11 protein-coding genes and 3 tRNA genes are annotated in these 16,397 nt (G+C 72.3%); 5 read left to right on the forward strand and 9 right to left on the reverse strand.

Going from position 1 to position 16,397, the window contains the following annotated elements:
* Nucleotides 1-213: 213 nt before the first annotated feature.
* The 9 genes from ELR47_RS05675 to ELR47_RS05710 form a co-directional block, all read right to left on the reverse strand.
* A tRNA-Lys gene (locus ELR47_RS05675) sits at nucleotides 214-289 on the reverse strand.
* 48 nt (nucleotides 290-337) lie between these two features.
* A tRNA-His gene (locus ELR47_RS05680) sits at nucleotides 338-412 on the reverse strand.
* 79 nt (nucleotides 413-491) lie between these two features.
* On the reverse strand, nucleotides 492-1,646 hold the full coding sequence (locus ELR47_RS05685; protein WP_130649012.1) for an ATP-binding response regulator: 1,155 nt from the start codon (nucleotides 1,644-1,646) through the stop codon (nucleotides 492-494).
* A gap of 47 nt (nucleotides 1,647-1,693) precedes the next feature.
* Entirely contained in the window at nucleotides 1,694-1,870 is a 177-nt protein-coding gene (locus ELR47_RS18190) for a hypothetical protein (protein WP_165403865.1), read from the reverse strand.
* Nucleotides 1,871-1,900: 30 nt separating this feature from the next.
* On the reverse strand, nucleotides 1,901-3,136 hold the full coding sequence (locus ELR47_RS05690; protein WP_130649013.1) for a DUF2254 family protein: 1,236 nt from the start codon (nucleotides 3,134-3,136) through the stop codon (nucleotides 1,901-1,903).
* Nucleotides 3,137-3,172: 36 nt separating this feature from the next.
* Nucleotides 3,173-5,998, reverse strand: coding sequence for a GGDEF domain-containing protein (locus tag ELR47_RS05695; RefSeq protein WP_165403866.1), 2,826 nt, complete (start codon nucleotides 5,996-5,998; stop codon nucleotides 3,173-3,175).
* A gap of 127 nt (nucleotides 5,999-6,125) precedes the next feature.
* Nucleotides 6,126-6,199, reverse strand: a tRNA-Arg gene (locus ELR47_RS05700).
* Nucleotides 6,200-6,281: 82 nt separating this feature from the next.
* Complete coding sequence (locus tag ELR47_RS05705; protein ID WP_130649015.1) at nucleotides 6,282-8,276, reverse strand: transglycosylase domain-containing protein; 1,995 nt, start codon at nucleotides 8,274-8,276, stop codon at nucleotides 6,282-6,284.
* A gap of 65 nt (nucleotides 8,277-8,341) precedes the next feature.
* Nucleotides 8,342-8,716 (reverse strand): c-type cytochrome, encoded by a 375-nt coding sequence (locus ELR47_RS05710; RefSeq protein WP_130649016.1) that lies wholly within the window; start codon nucleotides 8,714-8,716, stop codon nucleotides 8,342-8,344.
* Nucleotides 8,717-8,876: 160 nt separating this feature from the next.
* Here ELR47_RS05710 and ELR47_RS05715 point away from each other — a divergent pair, with 160 nt between their 5' ends.
* The 5 genes from ELR47_RS05715 to ELR47_RS05735 all read left to right on the forward strand — a co-directional run bounded on the left by ELR47_RS05715 (nucleotide 8,877) and on the right by ELR47_RS05735 (nucleotide 16,226).
* Complete coding sequence (locus ELR47_RS05715; protein WP_130649017.1) at nucleotides 8,877-9,650, forward strand: FkbM family methyltransferase; 774 nt, start codon at nucleotides 8,877-8,879, stop codon at nucleotides 9,648-9,650.
* Nucleotides 9,651-9,821: 171 nt separating this feature from the next.
* Complete coding sequence (locus tag ELR47_RS05720; protein ID WP_130649018.1) at nucleotides 9,822-12,161, forward strand: chemotaxis protein CheA; 2,340 nt, start codon at nucleotides 9,822-9,824, stop codon at nucleotides 12,159-12,161.
* Between the two features lie 5 nt (nucleotides 12,162-12,166).
* The gene (locus ELR47_RS05725) at nucleotides 12,167-12,604 is read left to right on the forward strand and encodes a chemotaxis protein CheW (protein WP_130649019.1); all 438 of its coding nucleotides are present in this window, start codon (nucleotides 12,167-12,169) and stop codon (nucleotides 12,602-12,604) included.
* A gap of 208 nt (nucleotides 12,605-12,812) precedes the next feature.
* On the forward strand, nucleotides 12,813-14,438 hold the full coding sequence (locus ELR47_RS05730; protein WP_165403867.1) for a methyl-accepting chemotaxis protein: 1,626 nt from the start codon (nucleotides 12,813-12,815) through the stop codon (nucleotides 14,436-14,438).
* A gap of 168 nt (nucleotides 14,439-14,606) precedes the next feature.
* Nucleotides 14,607-16,226 carry a methyl-accepting chemotaxis protein gene (locus tag ELR47_RS05735; RefSeq protein WP_205745468.1) on the forward strand — a complete coding sequence of 540 codons (1,620 nt, stop codon included), beginning with the start codon at nucleotides 14,607-14,609 and terminating at the stop codon, nucleotides 16,224-16,226.
* The last annotated feature ends 171 nt before the right edge of the window (nucleotides 16,227-16,397 follow it).

Consider the following 16,397-nt stretch of genomic DNA (forward strand, 5'->3'; position numbering starts at 1 on the left):
CCGCGCACCTCGTGCGGCGGCAACGGACGAACGGCTCGCCAGCACCGCCTGGCGGGCCGTTCGTCCGTGCGTGGCCGTCGCGCCGGACACCACCCGGAGGCGGTCGGACGGCCGCCGCGGCAGGCTGCTTCGGCGGCCCGTCGTGTCCCCACGGTGCGGCAGCGGGGAAGCCCCCGAAACGCCGAGAACCGGCCACGACGGGCCGGTTCTCGATGGTGCGCCGCCAGGGACTCGAACCCCGAACCTGCCGGTTAAGAGCCGGATGCTCTACCAATTGAGCTAGCGGCGCGTGCGCGGTGCGGAACGGTACCCCATCCCGACGAACCGCAGCACACAGGGTGGATGAGGGGACTTGAACCCCCGGCCTCTTGGATCACAACCAAGCGCTCTAACCAAGCTGAGCTACACCCACCAAGGCGTGCCGGTCGCCCGGCACGGCTGCGAAGCGTACGGCACGGGTCCGTGATCGGCAAAGCCGCCGCCGCCCCGTGTCAGCCCTCCGCCGCCCCCGTCCGACGCACGACCCGGTCGAGCTCCGCGAGGTCGAACGGCTTGGCCAGCGTCGGACGTCCCTCCAGCATCCCGTCCCGGGGCGGGTCGCCGGTCAGGTACACGACCGTCTCGAGCAGCCCCGGACGCAGCCGGTCGAGCCGCGCAGCGACCTCGGGACCCAACTCCCGTTCGAGGTGCACGTCGAGCAGCACCAGCTCGACCGGCTGGGCGGCGACGACGCGTTCGGCCTGCTCACCGTCGGCGGCGACGTGGACCCGCCAGCCGGTCCGCTCGAGAACCATGGCCAGCAGCGTGCACAGCGTCTCGTCGTCGTCGACGACCAACGCCCGGCGCCCGGTGGCCCCGGCCCCGTCGGCGGCCGTCTCCTCGGCCTCCCCAGCGGCTGCCGTGGACGCTCCCGCGCCGGTCACCACCTCCGGGATCCGCACGGTGAGCACGGTCTCACCCGCGTCGGTGTGTCGCAGGTCCACGGCGCCGCCGACGGCGACCAGGTGGGCGCGTGCGGCGGCGACGGCGAGACCCACGCCACGGCCGTGTTCGTCACCGTCGGGCCCGACCGGTACGAACGGCCGTCGCTGGACCGCCTCGGCCGGTGCCTCGCCGTCGTCGTGCAGGCGCACCAGCAGCGCGTCGTCGACGACGTCGAACGCGAGCGTGACCGGTCGCGAGCGGCCCGGCGCGTCGTGTGCGTCCGCAGCCAACGCGACCAGTGCCGCCGGGAGCAGCGCCGCGTCCATCCGGACGCCCACGGCAGCGGGCTCCCCGACACCCGGCCCGTTCCCGGCCGGGGCGGGCAGCGACACCGCCACCTCGAGCCCACGGTCGTCGCACCGACGCTGCACCTCGGTGGCCAGCGCGTGCAGCGTCCCGGCGGTCGCGGCCGCGTCCGTCGGGGCGTAGCGCAGTGCCGCGTCGTGGGCGACCGCACCGGCCCGCAGCGCCGCCTGCTCGGTGAGGTCGAGCAGTTCGCTGCGCTGCACCGGGTCGTCGATGGTGCGCAGGGCGGCGATGGCCATCGTGACGCTCGCCAAGGGGTTGTTGAGGTCGTGGACGATCCCGCGCAGGACCGCGTACGCCAGGGTCCGTCGCGCGCGCTCGTCGTCGTCCGGGATGTCGGGAATCGGCGCCTCCATGGTCCGGCCTCGGGGTGGCGGGGTGGGCTGACACCTCGACGGTCGGGTCAGGCATCCGCCTCGTCGGGGTCGACGCCGGGCGCGGTGTCGTCGGCACGGAAGTTGTCCGTGCCCGTCACGTTGTCCTCGCTCGCGCCCTCGCTGCGCTCGCGCAGCTCGGCCTGCTCGTCGGGATGGCGGGGCTCGTTGCTGGCCGGGTCGTCACCGAACGGCTGGTCGGACATCGTGCGCTCCCTCGTCGTGGATCCGTCACGTTACGACGCGGCGCCGCCGTCCGGTCCCGGTGCCGGGGTCGGAGGGGCATCGGCCGTCGGTATCCGTTCCTGGTGTTCGACGAGGACGTCCACGCTCGCCTGGTCGCCGACCTCACGGGCGGTCGCCTCGAGCAGTCCCAGGGTGCGCACCACGGCGCGTCGGGACACCGGGTCGGTGCTGGCACCCGCGTTCAGTCGGTCGAAGACCGACCGCAGGTGGTCGGCGGGTGCCCAGGCGGTGGGGGAGACGACCGTGCGCCCGTCCTCGCCGCGCAGGCAGCCCGAGGCGGTGCCGCGGCGCAGCAGCAGGTGCAGGACCGCGCGGAGATGGACCAGCGCCTCGTGCGCCGAGGACGTGTCCGCCGAATGTGGCGCCATGGCGTGCTGCGCGACGTCCACCAACTGCTGGACGGCGTAGGCCAGGTCTCGGCGGTTGGAACGGGTCCGCTCGAGACGGAAGGCCGCCAGCACCGCGTCGACGACCGGCGGCTCCACGTCGACGTCGAGATGTCCGATCGTCTCGCCCTCGGCGACGAACTCCCCGACGTCGGCGTGGAGCACCAGCGTCGCGCCGGCCGGCAGGGCGTCGATCAGCGCCCGATGATCGATCCGCTGGACCCAGCCGAGGTCGCGGCTGGTCACGGTGGTGCCCGGCGCGTCCGGATCGGGTACCTCCGCCGTTCCGGCCTCGTTCGGCCAGGGCGGGTCCGCGAGCAGCTCGAGCACCTGGTCGGTCAACGTGCGCACGACGCTGGGGACCGAGAGGCTGCCGACCGCGTGCCGCATGGCCAACAGCACCCCGATCAGCGCCGCGACCACGACCGCCGCACTGAGCGAGGACAGCAGCAGCGGCACGCCCTCGCCCGTGTCGGGGTAGACGACCACCGTCGCCACCAGATAGGCGAGCATGCCCACCATCACGCCGAGGACCTGCCGTTGGAAGCGGTCGTCGAGATAGGCGGCCAGCACCCGCGAGGAGACCTGGCTCGAGGCGAGCCCGACCACCACGGTGCGCATCCACAGGGCGAACACCGCGATCGTCAGGACGCCCCCGACGAAGGAGGCGAGCACGCCCTGCGCCGTCTCGGGTGCCACCGGGATCCGGACGCCGACGAGCCGGTCGAGCCAGGCGACGCCCAGCGCCACCAGTACCCCGGCCGTCATGCCGGCGAGGCTGCGCAGGCTCAGCAGCAGGGCGAACGTACGCAGTCGCCCGTCGTCGCGTACCAACTGCACGGCCGTCACTCCTCGTCGCCGGCCGCACCCAACCAGTCAGCCCGCCCGGCGTCGTGTCCGGTGCTCGTCCGTGCGGGCATCGGCGGCCCGCAGGGCGTCGGCGACGGAACCGCCGATCTCGACCGGCGCGTGCCCGACGGCGGCGCGCACGCCGGCGACGTGCAGGGCGTCGGCCACGGCGTCGGCCACCGCCGCGGTCGCCCGCGGTGGGCGGCGCAGCAGGACGGCGAAGCGCCTCCCGTCCAGTGCGGCGACCACCTCGGCCGCCGTGCGGTGTTCGGCCAGCACCCGCGCCACGGCCCGACGCTGGCCGTCGTGCTGGTCGGCAGCGGTCGACCCGAGGTGGACGACCAGGACGCTCGCGGGGTCACCGAGGACCGAGAACCGTTCCTCGAGCGCCGTCGTCCGCTGCTGCCAGCCCTCCGGGCCCTCGGGTACCGACGCCGGGGCGAGCTCGCGGCCCGTCTGCCGCTGCTGCCGGGTCGGCAGGTGGGTCGACGTCGCCGCCGTGGTCCGTTCCTCGCCGGCCAGCACGGACGAGAGCAGCTCACCGAGCAGTTCGAGCAGCGGCTGGTGGTCGTGCAGGCGTTCGGACTGCCGATCCGGGTCCACGCCGCAGAGGCTGCCGAACAGCTCGCCGTCGGCGTGCCAGAGTGGGACGCCGGCGTAGGCACCGATCTTCACCTGCCGGTTGATCCCGGCCGCCGCGTAACGGGGGACCGCCGCCGCGTCCGGGGCGATCGGCGGTGCTTCACCGGCGACCATGGCGGTGCAGTAGGCGTCTTCCCAGGCGTGGGCACCGCCACGCTGCAGGCCGTAGGCGCGATCGGCCACGTACAGGTAGCGCTGTCGTTCCCCGTCGTAGCGGGTGACGGCCCACAGACCGAACGGGACGTGGTCGGCGAGGTAGTGCACTACGGCCTCGGCGGCGGCCGCGAACGGCGGCGCGCCCATCGACGCGATCGCCGGCGCGATCGGGGGCGCGATCGAGGGCGCGCCCACCGACCTGATCGGGGGCGTGATCGGGGGCGGAGCCGTGGCGACCACCCGCGGGGGCGTCGACGTGGGAGCCGGGCGTGCGGTGAGCAGGCCGTGGAACTGCTCGGGTGGCACGGCGGGGCTCCACAGGAAGCCCTGTCCGAGGTCACAGCCGAGGCGGCGGACGGCCTCGAGCTGCGCCTCGGTCTCGACGCCCTCGGCGACGACGTCGACGCCGAGCCCCTCGGCCAGGCCCACGACCGAGGCGATCACGGAGGCGTCGTGGGGATCCTCGACGCAGCCGCGCACGAAGCTGCGGTCGATCTTGAGGGCGTCGACCGGCAGTTGCCGGGCGTGGTGCAGCGACGAGTACCCGGTGCCGAAGTCGTCGATGGACACCCGCACGTCGAGCGCCCGTAGCCCTTCGATCGTCCGACGCAGGCTGCTGAGGTCGGCGAAGACCACCTGTTCGGTGATCTCCACCTGCAACGCGGTGCCCGGCACCCCGTGGCGTCGCAACAGGGTCCGCACGCGGTCCACGAGGTCCGGATCGGTCAACTCGTCGGCAGAGACGTTGACGGCCACCGAGACCCCGTGCGTGTCGGCACCCCACGTCGCCAGGTCGCGGCAGGCCTGCTCGAGGACGACCTCGGTCAAGGCGCGTCGGAGGTGGCCCGTGGCGAGGACGTGGAGGAAGGCGCCGGGCAGCAGCAGCCCTTCCTCGGGGTGCTCCCAACGCACCAGTGCCTCGGCGGCCACGAGCGTGCCGGAGGTCAGGTCGTACTGGGGCTGGTAGTGCAGGACCACCTCGCCGGCGGCCAGGCCGTCGCGCAGCCGGTTCTCCCGTCCGATGTGGTCGGCGAGCCGGCCGTCGCGCGTCGTCGGCTCCGCGTGGACCTCGAGGTCGGTGCCGCTGCGGACGGCGGTGCGCAACGCCGCTCGTGCCCCGGCGAGCAGGCCCTCGGTGTCCGGCGTGCCGGGTCGTTCCTGGCTGACGAGGCCGACCCGGGGCGCGGCGGTGAAGCCGGTGCCGGCGACGGCGTACGGCGCCCGCAGCGCCTGCAGCGTGCGTTCCGCCGTCAACCGGCCGGTGGCAGCGTCGACCCCGGGCAGGACGAGCGCGAACTCGTCGCCGAAGAGGCGGAACGTGCGCGCGGCCGAGTTCAGGTTGCACAACCGCTGGGCAGCCTGCCGCAGCAGTTCGTCCCCGGCTGCCGGGCCGAACGCGGCGTTGCACTCGCGCAGGCGCCCGACCTCGACCATGAGCACGGTGACGAGGTCGCCGTCGGCGACCGCGTCGGTCACGAGTCGCTCCAGGGCGTTCGCGTCCCGCAGGCCGGTGAGCGGATCGGCGCCGTCCCGGCCGGTGTTCCGGGCGTCGGCGACGGCGTTCTGCACCGCCACCGCGGCGATCTGGGCGTAGCCGGCCAGTTGCTGCAGCTGCTGGCCGACGGGTCGGCGTGGGGTGGGGAAGTAGACCCCGAACGAACCGAGCGCGCCCTGCAGTCCGATGATCGGTGTCGACCAGCACGCCCGCAGGCCACTGGCGACGGCGTCGGCGGCGAAGTCGCGCCATGCCGGGTCGGTCGGGATGTTCGCACTCACCACCGGCTGCAGCAGGGCGGCCGCCCGACCGCACGAGCCGACCCGGGGGTCCGGTGGGACTCCCTCGGCGAGGCGCTCGATCCAGGCGGCGGGCAGGGACGGAGCGGCGGCCACCCGCAGTCGGTCGTCGTCCCCGAGCAGCATCACGGACCCGAGGCTGCCCGGCAGGTCGGCCTCGATCATCTCGACGATCGTCTGCAACACGGTGCCCAGCGGCGCACCGGTGGAGGTCATCGCGAGACAGGCGGCGTATCCCGCGGGCAGCGTGGGGTGACCCATGCCAGGAGGACCTTTCTCGAGTCGGCGACAGCGGACGGGAACCCTCCCCATCGGCCGGAGGCAGCACGGGGCAAGGACCAGGGACGGCGCGACGGGGCGCGACCCGCCGGGGGCGGGCGAGTTCGAGCGCGCCCGGCAGGATTCGAACCTGCGACCGTCGGATTAGAAGTCCGGTGCTCTGTCCAGCTGAGCTACGGGCGCCCGTGCGCCGCGGAGGGTAGCGGTGGCCCGGGCGGGCCCGTCCGCTGCCGGCCGTCTGCACCTGCCCGTCGGCGCGGTGCGGTCACTGGTCGAGGATCGCCGCCATGTAGTCGGCCCAGATGGGAGCCGGGACCGCACCGCCGGTCACCCGCTCGTGATAGGTCCCGCCGATGGTGAGGTCCGTCAGCGGTTGCGGCTGCTCGAAGCCGACCCACGCCGCGGTCGAGTAGGGGCCGGCGAAGCCGACGAACCACGCGTCGGCGAAGTTCTGCGTCGTCCCGGTCTTGCCGTACGCCTCGCCGACGGTCCGGCCGACCACCGGCGCGGTCCCGCCGGACCCGGTCGGTTGCGCGAGCAGGCTGCGCATCTCGCCGGCACGGTGCGAGGCGAGCACCCGCTCACAGCGCGGCTCGTGCTGATAGACGACCTCGCCCCAACGGTTCTCGATCCGCTCGATCAGGTACGGCGCGCAGTAGACGCCGTCGTTGGCCCACACCCCGTAGGCGGCAGCCACCTCGAGCGGGAACATCTCGGCCGTACCCAGCGCGATGGAGCACGACCGGGTGCCGAAGCCGTCGAGGCTGGGGGCGTTGCGGATGCCGTGTTCGCGCGCCGACTCGACGACCCGGTCGATGCCGAGGTCGCGGGCGAGCTTGACGAAGTAGACGTTGTTCGACGTGCGCATGGCTTCGACGAGATCCATCTCGCCGGTGTCGGCGCCGTCGAAGTTGCGGGGCTCGTAGTCCTCGCCGGGGTCACCGCAGCCCTCGACCGGTTCGCCCGACGGCGTGTCGTACTCGTCCTCGAACTGCACGCCGTCCTGCAGGGCGGCCGCCGCGACGATCGGCTTGAAGGCGGAGCCCGGCTGCCGACCGGAACCGCCGGCGTCCGGCATGGCCGGGTTGACCTGGGTGGTCACGCACGGCTCGTCGTCGTCGGCGTCCTCGGGGCAGGCCCCGAACTGGCGCGGGCCCAGCGCGAGCGCGCGCAGGGCACCGGACTCGTGTTCGATGGTGATCAGGGAGCCGAGCGGGTCCTCGACCGGGTCGTCGAGGTAGCTGGACAGGGTCTCGCTCGCCTGGGCGTGCATGGCGGGGTCGAGGGTGGTGTAGATCCGCAGGCCGCCCTCGAACAGCGCGTCGATGCGCTCGTCCCGGGTGGCCCCGACGGCCTCCTGCAGGCCGGGCTGCAGGGTCACGTTCTGGTCGTAGACCAGGCGCTTGACGTAGTCGATCCAGAACGGCTCGGCGACCTCACGGCTGCGGATGTCGAGCTCGATGCCCTCCGTGCGGGCCTGTTCGACCTGTTCGGCGTCGATCATGCCCTGGAACTGCATCCGCGACAGGACCACGTTGCGTCGACGTTCGGCGGCCTCGGCGTTGCTGACCGGGTTCGTCACCGACGGAGCCTGGATGGTGCCGGCCAGCGTCGCCGCCTCGGCCAGTGTCAGGTCCTCGACCGGCTTGTTGAAGTAGTGCTCGGCCGCGGTGCCGACGCCGTACACGCCCTGCCCCAGGTAGACCGCGTTGAGGTAGCGCTCGAGGATCTCGTCCTTGCTCAGGCGCTGCTCGAGCTCGACCGCCCACACCACCTCGTGCATCTTGCGGTCCAGCGTCTGCTGCGGATCGAGCAGCGTCATCTTGACGTACTGCTGGGTGATGGTCGAGGCACCCTCCTCGATCCCGCCGGCGGCGACGTTGCGTGCCAGGGCCCGCAGGACCGACTGGTGGTTGACGCCGTTGTGCTCGTAGAACTCGTCGTCCTCGATGGCCAGCACGGCGTCGATCATCACCTGGGGGATCTGCTCGAGCGCGACCACCTCGCGCCGCTCGACCCCCGACAGGTCGGCGATGCGCTCGCCACCCGCCTCGTGGACGGTGGAGATCTCGGCCGCGACCGGCAACTGCTCGGGCAACGGGGGACGGTCCACGACCTGGTCACGGGTCGCGTCGACCGTGTCGGCCGCCGCGATCACGAACGGCATGACCGGTGCGAGCGCCAGCAGGCCGAGGACGAAGACCACCACCAGGACCCCGGTGAGGCTGCGCAGACCGCGCCCGAACGTTTGGAAGGACATGGGACCAGTTTGGCGCGTCTGCGCCGGTCTCCCCGCCTGCGTCCCCGACCGGACGGTCGGGAAGTTCAGCCGATGCCGGCCTCGCGCTGCACCTCGCGCACCCAGGCCACGACGTCGTCGACGTCGTCGCGGTCGAGCCCGCCGATCGGCGGCATGTCGCCGGAGTTCCAGTGGTGGGCCGGCACACCCTCCTGCACCGCCCGGTGGAACGCCTCGTCGGGATGGTGGCCCGGCTCGTAGATTTCGTGGACCAGCGGCGGCCCGGCGGTCGTGCCCTGACCCTCCGGGCCGTGACAGGCGGCGCAGTTGGCGGCGAACAGCTGCTCGCCGCGGGCGAGGTCCACGTCCCCCGAGGCGCCCGCGTCCTCACCGCCGCCACCACCGCAGGCGGCGGCCAACGCGACGGCGACCAGCAGGTGGCGGGTACGGAACACGAACATCGCAGGAACCTCGACGACGACGGCGCGGACGGTACCGACCCACCGCCGTCCGCACGGCGGGCGAGAGGCCCGACCTGCCGGGCCCTCGGACCTCCCTCGCCGGGTCCGACCTCGTAGAGTCCGGGCCTCCTGCGTTGCCCTGAACCCACGAGGAGCCGACGTGGCCGGCCCTGCCCGCGACGACCGTTCCGACGACGGCCGCCCCAGTCCGCTCGAACGTGCCGTCGACCGGATCCCGTTCCTGGAGAAGGAGCTGTTCCTGCTGCGCCGGTTGGTGCGCCCCGGACAGGTGTGCCTCGACGTCGGCGCCGCCGGTGGTGCCCACCTGCTCGTGATGGCCGCCGGTGTGGGGCCCACGGGCCGGGTGCTCGGGTTCGAACCGCGGCCCGGTTCGCTGTCGATGCTGCGCCGCCTGGTCCGCATGACCCGTCTCGACGACCGGGTGCGCCTGTACCAGGTCGCCCTGTCGGACGCGGCCGGCACCCTGCCGCTGCGCATCCCGGTCGTACCGACACGCGCACACTTCCACGGCTCGGCGCCGGACCGGTCGGCGACCGCCGCCTTCGCCCGCCTGCCCCACCGGGAGATCGTGGTCCCCACCCGGCGGCTCGACGACGTCGTCACCGACGAGGGCCTCGAACGGGTCGACCTGCTCAAGTGCGACGTCGAAGGGGCGGAGCTCAAGGTGCTGGCGGGTGCCGCGCAGGTGCTCCAGGACCACCGTCCGCTGGTCGTGCTCGAGGCCGACGACCTGCACCAGGCGCGGGAGAACGCCACCGGCGCCGACGTGCTGGCGGCGGTCGCCGCCCACGGCTACCGCGTCTACCGCTATCGCCGCGGCGCGCTCGAGACGGTCGACGGTCCGGTGCCCGGCGAGGACGACTACCTGTTCGTGCCCGAGGAGCGTCCGGCACCGGTCGCCGTCCGGCGGTAGGCGCCGACCGGCTCGCGCCGCCCCCTCGTCACGGTGCCGAGCGGGCGCCGTGGACGTGCACGCGCGCCGCCGGATCGCTCGAGCGGCCGGATCGCTTGACCGGACGGGTGGCGCGCCGACGGGGCGCTCACGAGGCCGCCGACCGGGCGGCCGCAGCAACGAGGCCTGTCCGTGAGCGAGATCGACGAGATCGTCGGGGAGTTCCTGGTCGAGAGCTACGAGAACCTCGACCGCTACGACGAGGACCTGCTCGCACTCGAGCGCGCCCCGTCCGACGGCGAGGTGCTCGGCAGCATCTTCCGCACCATCCACACCATCAAGGGCACCTGCGGATTCTTCGGTTTCGAGCGGCTCGAGTCCGTCTCGCACGTCGCCGAGAACCTGCTCGGCAAGCTCCGCGACGGCGAGCTGGTGGTCACCAACGAGATCGCCAGCGCCCTGCTGGCCACCGGCGATGCCCTGCGCGGCATGCTCGGGGACATCGAGGCCACCGGTCAGGAGGGCGAGGCCGACCACGCCGAACTCGTCGCCACCCTCGAGCGGCTGCACGCGGGCGAGTCCGCCGTCGTCGCGCCGCCGGCCGCGGCCCCCCTCGCCGACGTGACGCCCGTCGGGACCGGCACGACCGCTGACCCGGTCGGGGACACCGAGCCGCCCAAGCGGCTCGGTGACCTGCTCGTGGAGCAGGGCGTGGCCAGCGCCGACGACGTCGCGCTCGCGCTGCACGCGCAGGAGCTCGGGGACAGCCGCCCGCTGGGCGAGATCCTGATGGAGCAGGCGAAGGTCCCGGTGGGGGAGGTCGACCAGACCCTCGCCAGCCAGGCATCCGCGCGGGGCCTGGCCGACAGCTCGATCCGGGTCGACGTCGGGCTGCTCGACGAGCTGATGAACCTCGTCGGTGAACTGGTGCTCGCCCGCAACCAGATCGTGCAGTTGGTCACCGAGGACCAGGACAGCTCCTTCGCCAGCGCCTCCCAGCGGCTGAACCTGATCACGACCGAGCTGCAGGAAGGCGTCATGAAGACGCGCATGCAGCCGATCGGCAACGTGTGGAACAAGCTGCCGCGCGTCGTCCGTGACCTGTCCCTCTCGGTCGGCAAGCAGGTCGACCTCGTCATGGAGGGCCAGGACACCGAGCTCGACAAGACCATCATCGAGGCCATCAAGGACCCGCTGACGCACCTCGTGCGCAACGCCGTCGACCACGGTATCGAGACGTCCGAGCAGCGCGTCGCGGCGGGCAAGTCCGCCACCGGTCACCTGGTGCTGCGCGCCTACCACGAAGGTGGGCAGGTCAACATCGAGATCGCCGACGACGGTGCCGGCATCGACGCCACCAAGCTCAAGGCCAAGGCGCTCGAGAAGGGACTGATCAGCGCCCAGCAGGCCGGGGCGATGAGTGAGCGCGAGGCGTTGCAGCTGATCTTCGGCGCCGGGTTCTCCACCGCGGCCAAGGTCACCAACGTCTCCGGCCGTGGCGTCGGTATGGACGTCGTGCGCACCAACATCGAGCGCATCGGCGGCACCGTCGACGTCAACACCGAGCTCGGGCAGGGCACCACCTTCAAGGTCAAGATCCCGCTGACCCTGGCCATCATCCCGGCCCTGGTCGTCAGCTCGCAGGGCGACCGCTACGCCATCCCGCAGCTCAACCTGCTCGAGCTGGTCCGGCTCGAGGGCGAGCAGGCCCGTACCGGCATCGAACTGCTGCACGGTGCGCCGGTCTACCGCCTGCGGGGCCGCCTGCTGCCGATCGTCCGCCTCGACGACGAACTCGGACACACCCGTCGGGACGACGCCCGCGACGTGATCAACATCGTCGTGCTGCAGGCCGACGGGCACCAGTTCGGCCTGGTCGTCGACGACATCACCGACACCCAGGAGATCGTCGTCAAGCCGCTCGGTGGGCACCTCAAGGACGCCACGCTGTTCGCCGGCGCGACGATCATGGGGGATGGGCGCATCGCGCTGATCCTCGACGTGCTCGGCATCGCCCAGCGCGCCCGGGTCGTGTCCGAGGCCCGTGAGCGGTCCGCGAGCCTGACCGACCGGGACGAGGCGGTCGCGGCCAACGACGCCCGCCGGACGCTGCTGCTCGTCGGCGTCGCCGACCGCCGCGCGGCCGTGGCGCTCTCGGAGGTCTCGCGCCTGGAGACCTTCGACCCGGCCACCGTGGAGTGGGCGTCGGGCAAGGAGGTCGTGCAGTACCGCGACGAGATCCTGCCGCTGGTCCGCCTCGGGGACGCGATCGGCGTCTACGGCGGCGGCAACGGCGAGGGGCCGCTCGAGGTGGTCGTGCACGAGGTCGCCGGCCGTGCCGTCGGCATCGTGGTCGACGCCATCCTCGACATCGTCGAGCAGGAGCTGCACCTCGACCAGGGCGACGGCCGTCCGGGGCTGCTCGGCTCGGCGGTCATCCAGGAGCGGGTCACCGACGTCCTCGACGTCGCGGCGATCGTCGCGACCGTCGATCCCGCCCGCTTCGCGTCCGACACCTTCCTGGGAGCGTGACCGACATGACGACCGACAACGAGTTCTGCACCTTCCGTCTCGACCACCTCACCTTCGGCATCGAGGTGCACCAGGTCCAGGAGGTCATCCGGCCCCAGGCGCTGACCGCGGTGCCGCGGTCGAACCCGGTGGTCCAGGGACTGATCAACCTCCGCGGGCAGATCGTCACCGCGATCGACCTGCGACGCCGCCTCGAGCTGCCCGAGCGTCCCGAGGGCCAGGAGGCCATGAACGTGGTCGTCCGCACACCGGAGGGCGAGGTGAGCTTCCTCGTCGACGAGATCGGTGACGTCGTCCACGTCGACGAGCACAGCTTCGAGACGCCGCCGGACACGGTCGAGGGCGTCGCCCGGGAACTCATCACCGGGGCCTACAAGCTCGACGACCGACTTCTGCTCATCCTCGACGTCCAGCGCACGGTGCAGCTGCCGACCGCGGCCTGACGTCACCCCACGTGCGCACCCCCACGGCGCACCGCGAGGGGCCCCGCCAACCGGCGGGGCCCCTCGTCGTCGTGGCCGGACGGACGCAGGGCATCGATACCCGTCGGAATCGTGCAGGTCTCGGGGAATGCAGCCGACACGGACGTCACTCGTTCCCGCAGACGCCCTTCCCCGCCGGAGACGGTGGCCGGCGACAGGAGATCACGACATGTTCCAGCGCATCGGCATCCAGGCTCGACTCCTCACCCTGAGCGGCGTCCTGCTCGTGGCCGCGACCGCGACGGCCGCCGTCGGCATCGTCTCGACGAGCGGCATGGCCGCACGCACCGACGACTTCGTCCGGCACGACGTCAACGCGTCGGAGCAGCTGCTCAACATCGACCGTGACGCCTACCAGGCCCAGAAGGCGCTCGGCGAGGTGCTGTTCGCCCAGCGTCCCGAGGACGGGCAGGCGGCCATGGTGACCTATCAGGAGAACCTGCAGCAGACCATCGACCGCTTCGCCGAGTACCAGGCCCTCAGCAACGGCTACCCCGGTGAGCAGGAGATCTGGGACCGCTACGCCCAGGACCACGCCGCCTGGGAGCGCGAGGGTGCGCGCCTGGTCGCGTTGGCCTCGAGCGGGGCCGACACCGCCGAGATCCTCGCCACCTACAGCGGCCTCAACGCGGCGTTCGACACCTTCCGTGCGAACATCGACACGCTCAGCAGCGACATCTACGAGCCACTGCTCGAGGCCTACCCGGCCGAACTGGCCGAGACCAGCCAGAAGGTCGCCTGGGGCATGTATCTCGCCATCGCGCTGGCACTGCTCGTCGGTGGCGGCCTGTCGTGGTACGTCTCGCGTCAGGTCGCCCGCCAGGTGGCGCAGACGGCGGGTCGCCTCGGTGCCTCGTCCGACGAACTCGCCGCGGTGTCCGGACAGGTCGCGGCGGCGTCGAGGGAGACCGCGGCGCAGTCGAACGTGGTGGCGGCCGCTGGTGAGCAGGTGAGCTCCAACGTGCAGACGGTGGCGACGGCGGTGGAGGAGATGTCGGCCAGCGTGCGGGAGATCGCGTCGTCGTCGGCGGAGGCGAGTCGGGTGGCGTCGGAGGCGGTGCGTTCGGCGGAGTTGTCCAACGAGAAGGTCGCGGCGTTGGGGGTGTCGAGTGCGGAGATCGGCAAGGTCATCGAGGTGATCACCTCGATCGCGGAGCAGACCAACCTGTTGGCCCTCAACGCCACCATCGAGGCGGCGCGTGCGGGTGAGGCGGGCAAGGGCTTCGCGGTGGTCGCCGGTGAGGTCAAGGAGCTCGCGAACCAGACCGCGAAGGCGACGGGGGAGATCTCGTCGCGGATCGCGGCCATCCAGAGCGACTCCGACGAGGCGGTCGTCGCGATCGGGCAGATCACCGAGGTCATCGCACGGATCGCGGACATGCAGAACACGATCGCGAGCGCGGTGGAGGAGCAGACCGCGACGACCAACGAGATCTCGCGCAGCGTCAACGAGGCGGCGCGAGGGTCCTCGGAGATCGCGGAGAACATCGTGTCGGTGGCGCAGGCGGCCGGTGACACGTCCCAGGGTGCGTCGCGCACCCAGCAGGCCGCGGCGGAGCTGCGGGAGGTGGCCGACGGGTTGCAGGCGCTGGTCGACGGTGCCGGCAAGGCCTCGACGTCGGACGCGACGACCCGTGGTGGCGACGGGGCGTCGGCCACGCTGTCGGCCGGGTCGCTGGCGCCGTTCGAGGTACCGGTGCCGCCGGTGACCAACGGCAACGGCAGCGGCAACGGCAACGGACACGGCGGCAACGGACACGGCGGCAACGGGTCGGCCGGGAGCTACCTCGGCTGACGCACGCCCGACCTCGCGGTGCATCCGGGCCGGCCGTTCCAGGCCGGCCCGGTGGCATGTCCGCGACCAGCCGAGCACCCGAGTCCCGCATCCGAGGGACGAAGGTCCCGAATCCACGCACATCCGTGGAGTGCGCCGGTACCTGGCCGACGGGTGCGGTGATCGGGAGTGAAGACGTCGCTCCCCAGCGGGCCCGGGCCCGCCTTCTCGGGAAAGGTCCTGCTCGTGCTCGCGCGCGTCTCGTTGCACAAGAAGATGTTGCTGCCGTCGGTCACCACGGTGGTGCTGTTCGGCCTGCTCACGGTCTGGTTGCTGGTCGGGCTCGGGCGTACCGCCGAGGACCTCAAGCAGCTCTACTACCGCGAGTACCTGCTGACGGAGGCGGCGCTCAGTGCCTCGGTCGTGCTCGGTGACCTCGATGGTGGGTTCTCGCGCGCGATCTACAGTGACGATCCCAACGTCCGGCGTGCCGCGGCGGAGGGCTTCGCCGGTGCGACGACGCAGATGCACGACGAGCTGCAGCGGCTCGACGACGGTGATCTGGACCCTGCGGAGCGGGCGCTGTTCGACCGCTTCGTCGCCGACTACACCGAAGCCGAGCAGGTCTGGGGCACCGGACTCGAGCTCGCGGCCGCAGGCGACCTCGCCGCTGCGCGCGACCAGGACGCCGCCGCGGTCGCGGCCTGGGAGCAGACGGCCGCCGTGGTCGGGGAACTGGTCGAGGAACTGGTCGCGGACGGCCAGGCGACCTATCGGGCGGCCGAGGCGAACTACGCCGAGCTGCGTTCGGCCGCCATCGCCGTGGCCGCCCTGACCGCGCTGTTGGCCCTGGGAACCGCACTCGTCGTCGCCCGATCGACCGTTCGCGGCGTGAGTGCGTCGTCGGGGAAGGTGGGAGCGTCGGCGGAGGAGTTGGCGGCGGTGTCGGCGCAGGTTGCGGCGGCGAGTGAGGAGACGGCGGCGCAGTCGAACGTGGTGGCGGCTGCTGGTGAGCAGGTGAGCTCCAACGTGCAGACGGTGGCGACGGCGGTGGAGGAGATGTCGGCGTCGGTGCGCGAGATCGCGTCGTCGTCGGCGGAGGCGAGTCGGGTGGCCGGCGAGGCGGTCCGCAGCGTCGAGCTGTCCAACGAGAAGGTCGCGGCGTTGGGGGTGTCGAGTGCGGAGATCGGCAAGGTCATCGAGGTGATCACCTCGATTGCGGAGCAGACCAACCTGTTGGCGCTGAATGCCACGATCGAGGCGGCGCGTGCCGGTGAGGCGGGCAAGGGCTTCGCGGTGGTCGCCAACGAGGTCAAGGAACTCGCCAAGGAGACCGCGAAGGCCACCGAGGAGATCGCGAGCCGCGTGCAGTCGATCCAGACCGACTCGGAGCTGGCGGTCGACACCATCGGACAGATCTCGGAGGTGATCGGGCGGATCGCGGACATGCAGAACACGATCGCGTCGGCGGTGGAGGAGCAGACGGCGACGACCAACGAGATCTCGCGCAACGTCAACGAGGCGGCGCGGGGGTCGTCGGAGATCGCGGAGAACATCGTGTCGGTGGCGCAGGCGGCGGGGGACACCTCGCAGGGTGCGGCGCGTACGCAGCAGGCCGCGGCGGAGCTCCGTGAGGTGGCCGAGGGACTGCAGGCGCTGGTCGAGGGTGCCAGGGCGTCGGCGGTGGGAAGCCGTCCGGTGTCGCGTGGTGGGGACGGTGCCTCCGCACCGGTCGCACCGGTCGCCCCGGCCGTGCCGGCCGCGCCGGTCTACGACCACCAGCCGGTCGGCAGCAGCTACCTCGGCTGACCGATCACCGCTCGAGACGACGACGCCCGCCGGCCTTCCGGCGGGCGTCGACGCGTTGTGAAGAAGTCGTGTGAGGGGGCCTCGACGGCCTCCCGGAACCCTGTAGCCGGTCTCAGCGGTGCCGACGGGCGGACGCGAAGGTGCGCCACCGGAAACACCGGGGCGTCCAAA

The sequence above is a fragment of the Egicoccus halophilus genome (assembly GCF_004300825.1).
Lineage (GTDB): Bacteria > Actinomycetota > Nitriliruptoria > Nitriliruptorales > Nitriliruptoraceae > Egicoccus > Egicoccus halophilus.

Bases quoted from the DNA above. Each gene is read 5' to 3' on its own strand.
- ELR47_RS05685 (WP_130649012.1), bottom strand. From the start codon at position 1,646: ATGGAGGCGCCGATTCCCGACATCCCGGACGACGACGAGCGCGCGCGA.
- ELR47_RS05725 (WP_130649019.1), top strand. From the start codon at position 12,167: ATGACGACCGACAACGAGTTCTGCACCTTCCGTCTCGACCACCTCACC.
- ELR47_RS05710 (WP_130649016.1), bottom strand. From the start codon at position 8,716: ATGTTCGTGTTCCGTACCCGCCACCTGCTGGTCGCCGTCGCGTTGGCC.
- ELR47_RS05730 (WP_165403867.1), top strand. From the start codon at position 12,813: ATGTTCCAGCGCATCGGCATCCAGGCTCGACTCCTCACCCTGAGCGGC.
- ELR47_RS05695 (WP_165403866.1), bottom strand. From the start codon at position 5,998: ATGGGTCACCCCACGCTGCCCGCGGGATACGCCGCCTGTCTCGCGATG.
- ELR47_RS05705 (WP_130649015.1), bottom strand. From the start codon at position 8,276: ATGTCCTTCCAAACGTTCGGGCGCGGTCTGCGCAGCCTCACCGGGGTC.
- ELR47_RS18190 (WP_165403865.1), bottom strand. From the start codon at position 1,870: ATGTCCGACCAGCCGTTCGGTGACGACCCGGCCAGCAACGAGCCCCGC.